Raw genomic sequence first — 13,602 nt, 5'->3', positions numbered from 1 at the left:
GCGCGTTCTTTGCCGCCGCGCAATGAACCCTGATATACACGCTTACATGGCCCTCCCCCCGGTACTGCCGGGCTCGATCCAGCAGGCGGAGTCGCCGATCGACCGCGCGCTCTCGCTGGCACTCGCGGGAGAGCGGGACGCCGCGCTGCGCTGGGCCGCTGCGCTGGTCCGGCACGACCCGACGATGCCGTCGGCGCTCTGCCTCTGCGGGCGCCTCCTCGGCGAGCTGAACCGGCAGGAGGCCGCGCGCGAGGCGTGCGCTACCGCGATCGCCCGCGCGATCGACCTCGAGAACCTGCCGCTCGCCGTGGCGGCCGCGCGCGAGAGCGAGCGCTTCGGCGGCGATGCCGGGCCCGGGCTCGACCTGATCGCCGAGGCGTTCTGCCGGGACTCGCCGCGGCTCGGCGAGGGCGCGCCGCCGCCGCCGCCCCTGCCGGCCGCCGAGGCGTTCCAGCCGCTCGCCTCCGTGCTCACCGGCGCGCTCCTGCTCAACAAGGCGACGGAGATCCTCCACGACGCCACACGCAGGCTGGCCGCCCAGGCCGATCACCCCGGGATCGCGCCCCAGCCGGTCTTCTCGTCCGTCGGGCGCGACGCGCTCCGCGCCCTGTGCGCCGCCTTCACGCCCGTCTGGGTGGCGGCGGGGACGACCGTGATCGAGCAGGGCGCCGCGCGCAGCGAGGCCTACTTCGTCGCGCGCGGGGAGCTCGAGGCGCGGCGCCGGCGCGGGGACGAGGAGATCCTCCTCGCCCGGCTCACGAACGGCGCCATGTTCGGCGAGATGGCGCTGCTCTCCCGGGCCCCGCGCACCGGGAGCGTCGTCGCCACGCGGCCCTCCATCGTGCTCGAGGTGAAGCGCGACGCGCTCGACGACATCGCGCAGCGCGAGCCCGAGGTGGGCCTGGAGCTCGCGGCCTACTGCCGGGACCGCATGGTCGAGAACCTCGTCCGGATGAGCGACGTGCTCCGCGGCGTGCCCGAGGCCAGCAGGCCCGCGCTCGTGAAGCGGTTCCGCACGCGCACCTTCGAGAAGAACGAGCGGCTGCTCGTCCAGGACGAGCGGCCCCCCGGCCTGTTCCTCATCGCCTCCGGAGAGGTCGCCGTCGTCCGGCGCGACGCGGCGGACGACGCCCGCGTCGAGCCGCTCGTGCTCTCGACGCTCGGCCCCGGCGACGTCGCCGGCGAGATCGCGATGGTCCTCCGCCGCGCGGCGAACGCCGATGTGATCGCCGTTCACCCCACCGTGACGCTGTACCTACCGGCCACCGAGTTCATGGGTCTGGTCGAGGATCACCCGGCCGTGCTGGCGCAACTCTACAAGCTCGCCGTCCAGCGCGACGACGAGACCACGAGCATCATGGCCGAGGAGGTCTCCGTGGCCGAGGACTTCGTGTTGATCTAGGGTACCGATCCGATCGAAAAATTGACGAAACGAACCACGGATGCGCGGAGGTTTTGTTGTTGTCGCTTCTGTGTCTCTGTGGTTCAAACTCTCTCTCGCGCGGCGTTTCAACCTGTTCGGTGCTCTAGCGACGTCCTGCGAGCACGCGGCGGGTGCACCGATTGACGCTCCGCGCCACGCCCCGTAGACTTTCGGTCTACCCGTTGTTGTCGTTGACCAGCACTGAACAACCACCAGCGTAGGGAAGGCCACGCGCGCACACAGGTCCTGCGACAATGACGACGAACGCGTTCGGGCTGGAGGGACAGGTGCTGGTCGGCCGGTATCGGCTGCTCCGCCCTCTCAGCTCGGGCAGCATGGGGACCGTCTGGCGCGCGGACGATCTCACGCTGGGCTCGCCGGTCGCGATCAAGATGCTCGGGCCTCTCTATGCGAAGGACGAGACGGTCCGCGCGCGCTTCTACCAGGAGGCGCAGGCGGCGGCGGCGCTCCGCAGCCCGAACGTCGTGCAGATCCTCGATCACGGCGTCGAGAACGACGTCCCCTTCATCGCGATGGAGCTCCTCGAGGGCGAGGACCTCGCGCACCGGCTCGAGCGTGTCGGCGCGCTCGAGCCGGCCGATACGGCGCGCATCTTCGCCGACGTCGCGCGCGCCGTGCGCAAGGCCCACGACGCCGGCATCGTCCACCGCGACCTCAAGCCCGACAACATCTTCCTCGCCCGCGACGACGACCGGGAGGTGGCCAAGGTCCTCGATTTCGGCGTCGCCAAGACGCGCCTGTCCGGCAAAGAGGGCATCGGGACGCAGGCGGGCGTGCTGATCGGGACGCTGCCGTACATGAGCCCTGAGCAGGCGCAGGGCGCGACCGTCGATTACCGGTCGGACCTCTGGGCGCTCGGGGTGATCGCGTTCGAGTGCGTGTGCGGCCGGGCGGCGATCACCGCCGAGGCGCCTGGCGCGATGATCCTCGAGATATGCAGTGATCCGCTGCCTGTCCCCTCGAAGGTGGCGTCTGTGCCCGTGCCGCCGGCGTTCGACGAGTGGTTCATGCAGGCGTGCAGCCGTGACCCGAACGGGCGGTTCGCCTCGGCGACGGCGATGGTCGACGCGCTGCGCGACGCGCTCTTGCCGCCCGGCGACGCGCAGGAGGGCGGGCGGGCCTCGGTGAGCTCGATCCCCGCGAGCGCGGGCGCCGCGTCGCCCTCCGTCCCGCCGATCTCCGCTGCGCCGCTCTCCGCCGCGCCGCTCTCCGGTCCGCCGATCTCCACCTCCCCGCTCTCCGTCTCGCCGGATGGGAGCGTCGCCTCGTCGCCGGGCCTCCACGACGAGGCCGGGGCCGACTCGAGACCTCGCCGCAGGATGCCGGTCCCGGCCGTCGCGCTCGGCCTCGCGGCCTCGGTCCTCTGCGGGGTGCTCTTCATCGGCTGGCGCGCGCTCGAAAACGACCCGATCCCGCGCGCCCCGCCGTCCGGCGCGGCCTCGCCGCCGGGGACGCTCGAGACAGTCGCCGCCCCGGCGAACAATCCGCCGGCGGAAGCGAATTCGCCGAGGGGGGCGCCCGAGCTCGCGCCTCCCCAGGACACGACGCCCGCGGCGACCTCGACGCCTGCGCCCCGCGCCGGCTCCGCGCTGGCGGCGGCCAGCGCTCCGGACGAGGCCGCCTCCTCCGCCCAGACGGCGCCCGCTCGCCCGGGCAGGGCCGCGTCCTCCTCGCCGCGGCCCAGGCCCTCGTCGGCGGCCCCGCCCGCGGCCTCCAGCGCGACGCGCTCCAGGTCCGACCGCCTCGGCTTCTGAGGAGACGAATGCGCGCGCGATCGAGGGTCTCGGGCACCGCCACCATCGCGCTCGCGCTCGCGCTCGCGCTCGCGACCACCGCGCGGGCGGCCGACGTCGACCCCGCCACCATGAACGCCGCCCGGGCCCTCGCCGAAGAGGGCCTCGACCTCTTCGACAGGGGCCAGTACGCGGCGGCGCTCGACAGGTTCGGGCGCGCGGACCAGCTGATCCAGGCGCCGACGATCGACCTCTATGCCGCGCGGTGCCTCGAGCAGCTCGGGCGCCTCATCGAGGCCTCCGAGCGCTACCTGCAAGTGAGCCGCACCTCGCTCGATGCCTCGGCCAGCGACGTCTTCAAGGCCGCGGTCGCCGACGCCGGGAAAGCGTACGACGATCTCAAGCCACGGATCCCCAGGCTCTCCGTGGGGGTGCGCGGCGCCCCGGAGCGCGAGGTGCGGATCACCATCGACGGCAAGCCGATGCCACCCGCGCTGGTGGGGGTCAGCCAGCCTGTCGATCCTGGCGAGCACGTCGTCGAGGCCGCGTGGGCGGGGCGTGTCGTCCGGCGGGAGGTCGCGCTGCAGGAGCGGCAGGAGGCGGCGCTCGCGCTCGAGTTCCCCGTCGGTGTCCGCCCCCCTATCGTCCTCCCCCCGCCCGCCGGCCCGGCGCCGGGCACCACGCAGCGCGTGCTCGGCTGGACCGCCGTCGGCACGGGCGCCGCGGCGCTCGTCGTCGGCGGGATCACGTTCGGCATCACGAGCGCGCGGCGCAGCGAGCTGATCGACCTCGGGTGCACCGAGGACGTCGTGTGCCCGGACACGCCGACGACGCGCGACAAGCTGGGCTCGTACAACGACCTGCGCCTCGTCCCTGCGCCGGCGTTCATCGTGGGCGGGGCGCTCGCCGCGGGCGGCGTCGCGCTGCTCCTCACCGCACCGTCCTCGGCGGCGAGGCCCAGGGGCGCAGCGGTCCGTCCGTGGATATCGCCGTGGGGTGCCGGGATCGCGGGGGTGTTTTGATGAAACGCAACGGCTTCATGGTCCTTTGCGGCGCGCTCGGCGTGGCCGGCGCGCTGGGCGGGTGCTTCGATCAAGGCGTGCTCGTGCCGGGCGCCATCAGCGGCGGCGGCGCCGCGCAAGGGGGGATGGGCGGCGCGGGCGCCGCGGGAGGCGCGGGCGGCACGGGCGGCGTGGGAGGCGCGGGCGCTGCGGGAGGTGCGGGCGGCGCGGGCGGCGCAGGCGGCAACGAGCCCTGCGATCCTTGTTATACAGGCCCCGAGTCGACCAGGAGAGTCGGCGAGTGCAAGGACGGCTGCCTGCGCGGCGGCTCCTGCGTCGACGAGGTGCTGCCCAGGGCCGAGGCCTGTACGACGAAGGCGAATGACGAGAACTGCGATCGGGTGGCGGAGTGCACCGGAGCGCACGAGTGGAGCACCCAGCTCGGAGCGAACGGCGAGCAGATCGGGTATGACGTCACCTTCGACAGGGAAGGGAACCTCCTGATCGCGGGTGCCTTCAGCACCAGCCTGGATTCCGTCGGCAGCCAGGGAGCGTTCGACGGCTTCGTCGTCAAGCTCGCTCCTGACGGCGCGAAGGAATGGTCGAAGGCGTTCGGGGGGAACGGCTCGGATGTTTGCAATCGCGTGGCGCTCGACAAGAACGGCGGCGTGATCCTGGCCGGGACCTTCGAAAACACACTTAACTTCGACGGGACGCCGCTCACGAGCAGGGGCAGCTCGGACGTGTTCGTGGCGAAGCTCGACGCAGAGGGCGCCCTGGACTGGATCAAGACCATTGCCGGTCCGAGCGTCGATAGAGTTTACGGGCTCGCGGTGGATCCGGACGACAACATCGTCGTCGCTGGCAGCTTCACCGACTGGGCCGACGTGCTGGGCGGGCGACAGCTGGGCGGGGAGCGCCTGACGGGAGGTGGAGAGGACATCTTCGTCGCGAAGATCGACGCCCTCGGAAACCTCGCCTGGAGCAAGAGCTTCGGCGATACGACCGCTGAGGTCGCGAACGACGCTGCCATCACGCCCGACGGAGGCGTGGTCCTGGTCGGCCGCATCGCGGGCAAGGTGTACTTCGGGACGACGCTCCTCAATGCTCAGGGCGACGACGCCTTCATTGCGAAGCTCGACGGGGGCGGGGCGCCGCTCTGGGCCAAGATCTTCGGCGACACCATGGGCCAGGAATTTGCGGCGGTCGCGGTGGACGCGAAGGGGGACATCGTCGTCGCAGGGAGCACGGGGGGAACGATCAACTTCGACGGAGCGCCGCGGAGATACGCCGGAGGAAAGGACGCGGTCGTCGCCGCCTTCACCGCGGAGGGCAAGCACCTCTGGAACCGTCTGTACGGCGATGCGGACGATCAGAAGGCGCTGGGGGTGGCGGCCGACCAGGCGGGCAACGTCATCGTGGTCGGAGAGTTCAAGGGCTCCATCGACTTCGGCGCCCCGAGCCCGAGGCTCCAGGCCCTCGGCGGCAACGACGCCTTCTTCGCGAAGCTCGCTCCGAACGGCGATACGGCCTGGGCCAAATCGTTCGGCGACGCGGCGGAGCAGCGCGCCCGGGCCGTCGCCGTGGACGAGCTGGGAACCATCGCGCTGACGGGCAGCTTCAGCGGCAGGATCGATCTCGGGGGGGACCCCATGATGAGCTCCGAGGGCCCCGACGCCTTCGTCGCCAAGCTGAAGCCCTGACGGCCACCTCGCGACGAGACGCGCTCGCCCTCGGCCCCCGCGGAGACGCGGCGGTGGCCGGACTACGGCCGCAAGTGGCCGGAATCGTTGGCTCGCTCGGGGCGCTTCCGCTCGCTGCCCGGAGGCGGCCCTCGCTCCGCGCCGACAGCACCCGTGTTGCCGGCGCGTGGTGCAGGACCTCCGTTGGACCAGGGGACGCGTCGAGGTCCAGTGAGCGATCCATGCACCAGAACAAGTGATCCACCCGGATCTCGCGCGACTCGCCTCTGGAGCGCCTCGCGAGTCCTCGTTTTGCGGTGAGAGTCCTCATTTTGCGGTGTGAGCCACCGCTTTGCGGTGGGAGTCCTCGCTTTGCACCGCTGTTTGCTTCACGGACGATGCACACGGTGCCAAGTCGGGGCGCGCTCACCTGGCATCCCACTTGCTTAGAGGCCCCCCCACTTGCTTAGAGGAGGAATCGCTCACGCAGGAGGAGGTCGCGCGCGATGATGAACACGCAACAAAGCCCGGGAGTGCTCTACCAGGGGACGAGAGGGCCCACCAGCATCGCGCCGGTCGCTGCCAGCGTGCCGCCCATGTCGGGCTCGGGGGACCTTGAACGCGAGCTCGAGGCGATCGCCCAGGGCGTGCGGCAGAAGCGGCGGGGTCGGTTCGTGTTCGGGATGGGTCTGGTCGTGGCGGCCGTGGCCACGGTCGCGGTGACCACCTTCGCCGGCAAGGTGAAGGAAGCCGAGGCGGCTCAGGCCGAGGCGGTGGCCGCCCGCGTGGCCGAGCAGGACAGGATCGCGCAGCTCAACCTCCAGCTCGACGAGCGCAGCCGGAAGATCACCGAGCTTACCCTCGCGCTCGACGCCGCCAAGAGCGACGCGGAGAAGGCGCAGAAGGCGTTCGCCGATTACAAGGCGACGGAGGCGACCAAGGCGCTGGCGCAGGGCGACGACGTGGCCGACGCAAAGACGTCGAGCATCAAGGGAACCGCAACCCTCCGCGGCCGAGCGGCGACGTCCGGCAAGGCGGCGCGGGGCGTCAGCGCGGCGGCGCCGGCCAAGAAGGGCGCAAAGGGCGGAAAGTGCGTGTGCAAGGCGGGCGATCCGCTCTGCGGCTGCCTGTGAGCCCCCGCTCGCGGCTCATTCCTCGTTGATTCTCTTCACTCTCTCCGGACACAGCCGACAGGACGAAGACACCGGCGCGCGCGGCGCCGGGCGAACCGCGGGCCGTCGAGGTGCCCTGCGCCGAGGAGCGCAGCGTCTCGGCCGGGCTCACGGCACGTTCGCCGCACCAGGGGTGATCGTCGCGCAGAGCGCCCAGTCGGCGGCGGCCTGGTTCGTGTCCGTCCCGTCGGGCAGGCGGCAGAGCGAGCCAGCCGCCATGCCGCCGTCCGCCACCGTGGCCGGCAACGCGCCGCCTTCGACGAGGCTCACGCTGGCGCCCCCGATCGTGACGGCGGTGATGCTCCCCTCGTAGGAGAGCGCGTCGATCACGGCCCCTGAGTTGGTGTTTATCAGCGCGATCCCGTCGGGAGCCCCGTTCTGCACCCGATCGGCCTGCGCGCCCGGGAAGGCGATCGTCACCGCACCTTCCGCCACGACGCCTGGCATGGTGTCGGTGCCGACCACCGCCGTGCTGCCGACGACGAGGTACTGGCCAGCCGCGAGCGTACCGGCGGAGCTCAGATCGAGCGTTCTGTAGGCGGAGGGCGCGCTGCTGGATCCATCGACCAGCACGAGCGCATGGCCCACGAGATCCACGGGCGCGCCCGCGCCATTGTAGATCTCGATGAACTCGGCTCCATCTCCGCCCGGCTGATCGTAATCCACCTCGTTGATCACGAGCCCCGCCGTCGCGGCCACCGCCACGAGGTCCTCGACGCCGCGCGGCTCGACCTTCGAGTCCTGGTTACGGTGGACGAGGATGCCGCGGATGCTCGCGAAATGATCCCCTTTCGCCGGGAAGGGGTTGGCCCGGTACAGGAGGTCGTCCACGCGCAGATCGCCTGTGACGATGAATTCATGAACCGTCGTGTCGAGCCCGATCACCGTGACGCCCCCCATTTCGACGAGGGCCCCCTCGAGCTCGGCGGCGCGCGCGCCGCCCGTCGCGATGTCGACCAGCGCGACGGGCTCCGGCGCCGGCGCCGCCTCGCCGAGCGACGCGATCACCTCGACAACGGCGGACCCGAGCTGGATCTGCCCGAAGTAATTCGAGATCACCGCGCTCGTGATCCGCACGCGATCGCCGACGAGCACCGTGTTCTGCGGGCTGTACACGTAGACGCCGGAGTACGCCGGCCCCGCGTACCCCGGGTCGCCCGGCTTCGCCTGGACGAAGAAGCCGCTCGCGTGCTTCCCGGTCACGAGCGCGTTCTCCAGGGCCACCGTCTCGCCCTCCGCGCGCGTGCCGTCCTTGAGTTCGTAGATCGCCACCGCGCAGCCCAGGGCCCCGGGGTTCGCCTGGTCCGGGCACAGGTCGCACGGGTCGCCCTTGCCGTCGCCGTCCGCGTCGGCCTGGCCGGGGTTCTGGAGGTTCGGGCAGTTGTCCGCGCCGTTCGGCGCGCCGTCGTTGTCGGCGTCGTTCGGGTCCGGCGGCGAGCAGAGCGTGCTGCCCGCGTCGAGCGGGCACGCGTCGCAGGCGTCGCCGTCGCCGTCGCCGTCGAAGTCCGCCTGGCCCCCGTCGTCGAGCGGCCGGATCGGGTTGAAGACGCTCGGGCAGTCGTCCGCGCCGTTCTCGATGCCGTCGCCGTCGAGATCCGCGTCCGTCGGCTGCCCGGTGTAGACGGTCGAGCCGTTCACCGAGGCGTTCAGGGGCGCGCTCTCCGCGCGCGACGGGGTGCAGAGCGGCTCGCCCTCGGGCTCGCCGCAGAAGAAGGCCGGGTAGATCTCGCCCGCCTGCTGCTCGAGATCCGCCAGCGTCATCCCGATCTCGTCCTGCAGACAGACCTGCTTCGACACGCCGCACACGTCGACCGCGTCGCACGCGCCCGCGCCCCGGACCGCGGACACCACGGCCGCGTCGCCATACAGGACCTTTCCGCCCCGCATCACGAGGACGACGTCCTCGGGATCGGCGGCGACGACCGCGCGGTGGCCTTCGCGCTCTCTGCCGTCGAAGATCGCGATGTCGGCGACCTTCCCCGTGGAGAGCGCGCCGATCACGTCGTCCGTCGCGGTGACCGCGGCGGCGCTTCCGGTGACCATCCTCCACAGCTCCTCCTCGGTGAAGAAGCCGTCGTAATACGTCTCGTTGAGCGCCGCCGCGCACCGGAGCTCGCGCAGGAGGTTCATCGATCCGGTCGCGATCCAGTCGGTGCCGAGCGCGATCTGCACCCCGAGGCGGGCGGCGGCGGTGACCACCGCGGTGTCGCCGTAAAGCGTGATGTTGGAGCGGGGAGACCAGATGAGCGCCGTGCCCTCCGCCGCCATCGCCGCGTAGTCGGGCGCGGTCAGGCCGATCCCGTGGATGAACGCGCTCTGCGGCTCGAGCACGTCGTTCGGCTCCGCCTTCAGGCAGACGAACTCGTTGCGCGCCGACGCATCGATCCCCTCGGCGACGTGAGGGCAATAGGCGTCCTCTCCCTCGACGTCCTTCCCTGTCACCATGTCGGCCGAGTAGCCGCAACCGCTCACGAGCTCGCGGCCGCCCGTGTCGTCGAGCGGGAACGTGTCGAGATGGACCGCGCTCTGGCCCAGGCCCTCCTGGTCGGCCCGGTCCAGGTTCCGGAGGAGGCCTGGCGCGCTCCCCGAGCCCACGATCGAGGTCGCGCCGCCCATCAGGAAGCGGAGCTCGCCCCAGCGGATCTGCGCCTGGCTGGCCATGCCGGGCGTGTCGATCCTCGTGTGCTTGTTGTTGCCGGTGCGCCAGTCGTGCCGGTGCTCATAGCGCTCCTCGGTCGGGGTATACGGGCTGTTCTGCGTGTACGTGAGGTGATCATGCGTGTTGATCAGCGCCGGGGAGACGACGCCGGTCGGGCACATGATCTCCGTCGCGCCCGCCGCCTCGCAATCGCAGCCGACGCACGCGATCGCGCCCCGCTCGTCCACGAGCACCCGCCCGCCCCGGTACACCCTGCCCGGGGCCAGCACGACGCCCCGGATCAGCGTCGCGCCCGCGCCGGCGACCACCTCGCACGTCCCCTGCGCGAGCGGCAAAAGCTCCTCGCAGGCGGTCTCCTCGGCCGGCGTCTTCCTGCAGTCGACCTCGCAGCCGTCGCCCGTCGCAACGTCCCCGTCGTCGCACTGCTCCCCCGGATCGATGGCGCCGTCGCCGCAGCGCGGGGGCACCTCGATCTCGCACGCCGCCGAGCAGCCGTCCCTGGCCGCCGTGTTGCCATCGTCGCACGCCTCGCCCGCGTCGAGCGCGCCGTCGCCGCAGCGGGGCGCCGCTGGCTCCTCGCGCTGGCACGTCGGCGAGCAGCCGTCGCCCTCCGCGGTATTGCCGTCGTCGCACGCCTCGCGCTCGTCGACCACGCCGTCGCCGCAGACGCCGAAGCCGTCGCCCGCGCCGTCGTGCCCGCAACCATTGAAGAACAAAAATCCGACGTGCACGGCCATCCGCCGCGCGACGCGCGCCGAGCTGTGAGGCATGCCTCCCCTGTCGGCGACGAGGGCGCTCGAGTTGCCTTCAAACGACGCGGCGGCAGCGCACCATCGCGATCGCGCCGAGCGCGAACAACGCGAGCCACCCCACAGCTGGCCGCGTTCCGCCTCCGCTGGTCGCGCCCGCGGCATAACTGCAGGAGCTCGCGCGCCGCTTTCCGTCGATCGGCCGCCCGACCTGCCCGCTGCTGCCGGGCGGCGAGCCGGCTGCAACGCCGCCGCCGCTCGAACCGCTCCCCCCGCCGCCGCTCCCCGACCCCCCGCCTTGCGCCGTCGGCTCGCACTTGTCGGCCGAGTTGCTGAACGCGGCGAGCGCGAGCTTTTCCACGCCGGCCTCGTCGACGAGGCCGAAGGGCTGCTCATCGAGCGGCGCGTCCTGGAAGCTGGCCCAGACCACACCGGCGACGTCGTCGCGCTCCGAGAGGAGCTCGAACGACGTTGTCAGGTTCGCCGCCTGGAGCTCCTCGCCGGCGAGCGCGCTCGACCACGCCATCCCGGTCACGGCGAAGGGGCTCTCGTCCCCCTCCTCGTCGGCGACGTCGCGCAGCGCGTCGAGATAATCGTTGAGCGTCACCGGATCGACCTCGGTGCTCTGATGGAAGAACAGCTGTTGACCGAGGCGAGACCACGGCGTCCGCTGGCCGAAGCGCGCCTCGAGCTCGTCCCACACCGGCTGCGCGTAGAGCTCGCGCAGGTAATCGACGCCCGAGAACGGCGCGGCCGGGTCGTCCGAGGCGAGCAGGCCGCCCGTGGTCAGCGACAGCTCGTCGACGTTGAAGAGCGCCTCGTTGCGGATGCGGATCTCGGCGAGGATCCGCGCGAGCACCCGGGGCAGGACGAAGGTGCAGCCGGCGTGCTGCGGGTCGAGCGCGGGGTCGGGGAGCTCGGAGCAGTTCGGCTGACTCCAGATCTCCCACTGGACGACGTCCCCGGCGTACCGCGTCATGAGCGCCTCTGCCGTCTCGGCGAACGCCTCCACGTACGCGTTGTCGCCGTCCCGGTCCGGATCGTCATTCCAGACGTCCTGTCCTTCTCCGATCGTGCGGTGAGAGAGGAGCCCGACCGGCTCGAGGCCCGCGGCGCGCGCCGCGTCGATGATGTCGTCGTACTGCTCGAGCTTGTCGTCGTCCCACGCCTCGGCGTCATCGAGCAGGAACTCGACGCGCACGGCGCCGGCGCCCGCCCGCGCGAGCCGCTTCGCGTGATCGTCGTCGAAGATCACCTCCCCTGCATCGACGGGCGCCCCTGGATCGATGCCATAGAAGCCGCACGGCACGCCTCGGGCACCGAGCGCCGGGGGCGCGACGAAAAGGGCGGAGGAGGCGGCAAGAGCGACAATGGTTGCACGCATGTCGCGAGAATAGCTGGGATGAGCGCCTCGACCAAGAAACGACCCCGACATGAACCATCCATGGTAGGGAGAGGCTTCACATGGCTTTCCTGGAACCGGAAGAAGCAGAGCACGGGCAGCTCGGGGTCGCCCCTCCGAGCGGCGAGGGCGACGGCGACATGGAAGCGGCGGGCGACGGCGCCGTCGGAGGCGCGCCCCCGGCCCGACGCCTGCGCGACTGGCTGCGAGGCGCGCCGCTCTCCGAGCGCCTGCACCTCGCGTTCGGCCTCGTGTTGCCGGCGTTCCTGCTCGTCGTGAACATGGTGCGCGTGCGCTCGTTCACGATCGACGACGCGTACATCTCGTACCGGTACGCGCGCAACTTCGCCCGGGGCCTCGGGCTCGTCTACAACGCCGGCGAGCGCATCGAGGGGTACACGAACTTCCTCTGGACGGTGCTGCTCGCGGGCGGCATCAAGCTCGGCCTCGACCCCGACGTCGTCGCCAAGGTGCTCGGCGGGCTCGCCGCCTGCGGCTCGCTCGGCGCGCTCTACCTCCTCTCGGCCCGGCTCCGCCCGCACGGCGCGGTCCCTTGCATCGCCACGTGGCTGTTCGCGAGCTCGATCGTGCAGAGCGGATATGCCGTCTTCGGCCTGGAGACGCCGCTGTTCGTCCTGCTCGTCCTCGCGGGCACCGAGATGATGTTCCGCGAGCGCGACCGGGGGACCGGCTTCCCGTATTCGGGCCTCGTCTTCGGGCTCGCTGGCCTGACGCGCCCGGAAGCGCCGATGTTCATCGGCATACCGATGCTCTTCCTCGGCCTGCGCTTCTTCGGGCGGCAGAACCTCCTCCGCGGCGTCGTCTTCGCCGCGCCCATCGCGTGCCACATGCTCTGGCGGCACAGCTACTACGGCACGTGGCTGCCGAACACGCTGAGCGCCAAGACCGGCAGCCTCGCGGAGCAGCTGGCCGGCGGGCAGCGCTACCTCGCGGAGTACGCGGAGCACACGTGGCCGGCGCTGCTGCTCGCGCTCTTCGGCCTCTGCGTGGCGATCGTCGCGCGCCACCGCGACGCGCTCTGCGTCGCGGCCCTCGCGCTCGCGGTGGGCGGCTACGTGCTCCTCGTGGGCGGGGACTGGATGCCGTACTACCGCTTCATGAGCCCGTTCGAGCCGTTCTGCTTCCTCCTCGCGGGCCTCGGCGCGCGCGCGCTGCTCGAGCCGCTGCTCGCCCAGCTCTCGGCCCGCGCCGCGGACGCGCCCGAGGGCGGGGCGATCGCCCTCGCCGCGGGGGCCGGCGTGCTCGCGCTCGGCTGTCTCGTCGCGCTGGGCGTCTTCCGGGCGCAGCGGATCGAGCGCGCCCAGCACCGCATCCTCGACGACGAGAAGCGGTTCTGGGACAGCGCCGCGGGCGGCGTGGCCAACTGGTTCGTGGAGCACGGCAAGCCCGGCGAGGTCGCCGTGGGCGACATCGGGTACATCGGGTATGTGACCGACTACCCGGTGCTCGATCTCCTCGGCCTCGTCGATCCCGTGATCTCCAAGCTCCCGGGCGGCTACACGCGCAAGACGGGCCCCGGCTACGTGCAGCACGTCTTCGACAAGATGCCGCGCTACTTCGTGTTCGTCGGCGGCGCCGACACCTGCGACAAGCTCCCGTTCCCGGCGCAGGAGAAGCTCCGCAGGGACCGGCGTTTCCGGGGCGTGTACGAGGTGGCCGGGATGGTGCGCCACAGCAAGAACGGCTACTGGTGCGTCTTCGAGCGGCCGGACGACGCCGCTCCGGCCCCCGCGCCCTGA

General features: G+C 71.7%; 8 protein-coding genes. 6 read left to right on the top strand and 2 right to left on the bottom strand.

All coding sequences use genetic code 11. The features are described 5' to 3' along the window. Window positions 1-46: 46 nt before the first annotated feature. The 5 genes from WMF27_RS00320 to WMF27_RS00300 all read left to right on the top strand — a co-directional run bounded on the left by WMF27_RS00320 (window position 47) and on the right by WMF27_RS00300 (window position 6,993). The gene (locus WMF27_RS00320; RefSeq protein WP_437762271.1) at window positions 47-1,402 is read left to right on the top strand and encodes a cyclic nucleotide-binding domain-containing protein; all 1,356 of its coding nucleotides are present in this window, start codon (window positions 47-49) and stop codon (window positions 1,400-1,402) included. A gap of 275 nt (window positions 1,403-1,677) precedes the next feature. Further along, the gene (locus tag WMF27_RS00315; RefSeq protein WP_437762272.1) at window positions 1,678-3,198 is read left to right on the top strand and encodes a protein kinase domain-containing protein; all 1,521 of its coding nucleotides are present in this window, start codon (window positions 1,678-1,680) and stop codon (window positions 3,196-3,198) included. A gap of 8 nt (window positions 3,199-3,206) precedes the next feature. Then, window positions 3,207-4,199, top strand: coding sequence for a tetratricopeptide repeat protein (locus WMF27_RS00310; RefSeq protein WP_437762273.1), 993 nt, complete (start codon window positions 3,207-3,209; stop codon window positions 4,197-4,199). Beyond that, entirely contained in the window at window positions 4,199-5,881 is a 1,683-nt protein-coding gene (locus WMF27_RS00305) for an SBBP repeat-containing protein (RefSeq protein WP_437762274.1), read from the top strand. Before WMF27_RS00310 ends, WMF27_RS00305 begins: the two co-directional genes overlap by 1 nt. Window positions 5,882-6,366: 485 nt before the next feature. Further along, window positions 6,367-6,993, top strand: coding sequence for a hypothetical protein (locus WMF27_RS00300; protein ID WP_437762275.1), 627 nt, complete (start codon window positions 6,367-6,369; stop codon window positions 6,991-6,993). A 147-nt stretch (window positions 6,994-7,140) separates the two neighbouring features. On the opposite strand, the gene WMF27_RS00295 is transcribed toward WMF27_RS00300, so the two are convergent. Next, a complete protein-coding gene (locus tag WMF27_RS00295) occupies window positions 7,141-10,461 on the bottom strand; it encodes a DUF4215 domain-containing protein (RefSeq protein WP_437943694.1) in 3,321 nt (1,106 codons plus the stop codon). A gap of 37 nt (window positions 10,462-10,498) precedes the next feature. Then, window positions 10,499-11,824 (bottom strand): hypothetical protein, encoded by a 1,326-nt coding sequence (locus WMF27_RS00290; protein ID WP_437762277.1) that lies wholly within the window; start codon window positions 11,822-11,824, stop codon window positions 10,499-10,501. A gap of 80 nt (window positions 11,825-11,904) precedes the next feature. Between WMF27_RS00290 and WMF27_RS00285 the strand changes: the two genes are divergently transcribed. Continuing rightward, the gene (locus WMF27_RS00285) at window positions 11,905-13,602 is read left to right on the top strand and encodes a hypothetical protein (RefSeq protein ID WP_437762278.1); all 1,698 of its coding nucleotides are present in this window, start codon (window positions 11,905-11,907) and stop codon (window positions 13,600-13,602) included.

The organism is Sorangium sp. So ce281 (assembly GCF_051527395.1).
Lineage (GTDB): Bacteria > Myxococcota_A > Polyangia > Polyangiales > Polyangiaceae > Sorangium > Sorangium cellulosum_B.
The sequence above is the reverse complement of the archived record's forward strand: the minus strand, read 5'-3'. Positions and strand labels throughout refer to the sequence as shown.

What these genes read in the sequence shown, in the direction of transcription:
- WMF27_RS00320 (WP_437762271.1), top strand. Translation starts at nt 47, where the DNA reads ATGGCCCTCCCCCCGGTACTGCCGGGCTCGATCCAGCAGGCGGAGTCG.
- WMF27_RS00315 (WP_437762272.1), top strand. Translation starts at nt 1,678, where the DNA reads ATGACGACGAACGCGTTCGGGCTGGAGGGACAGGTGCTGGTCGGCCGG.
- WMF27_RS00310 (WP_437762273.1), top strand. Translation starts at nt 3,207, where the DNA reads ATGCGCGCGCGATCGAGGGTCTCGGGCACCGCCACCATCGCGCTCGCG.
- WMF27_RS00305 (WP_437762274.1), top strand. Translation starts at nt 4,199, where the DNA reads ATGAAACGCAACGGCTTCATGGTCCTTTGCGGCGCGCTCGGCGTGGCC.
- WMF27_RS00300 (WP_437762275.1), top strand. Translation starts at nt 6,367, where the DNA reads ATGATGAACACGCAACAAAGCCCGGGAGTGCTCTACCAGGGGACGAGA.
- WMF27_RS00295 (WP_437943694.1), bottom strand. Translation starts at nt 10,461, where the DNA reads ATGCCTCACAGCTCGGCGCGCGTCGCGCGGCGGATGGCCGTGCACGTC.
- WMF27_RS00290 (WP_437762277.1), bottom strand. Translation starts at nt 11,824, where the DNA reads ATGCGTGCAACCATTGTCGCTCTTGCCGCCTCCTCCGCCCTTTTCGTC.
- WMF27_RS00285 (WP_437762278.1), top strand. Translation starts at nt 11,905, where the DNA reads ATGGCTTTCCTGGAACCGGAAGAAGCAGAGCACGGGCAGCTCGGGGTC.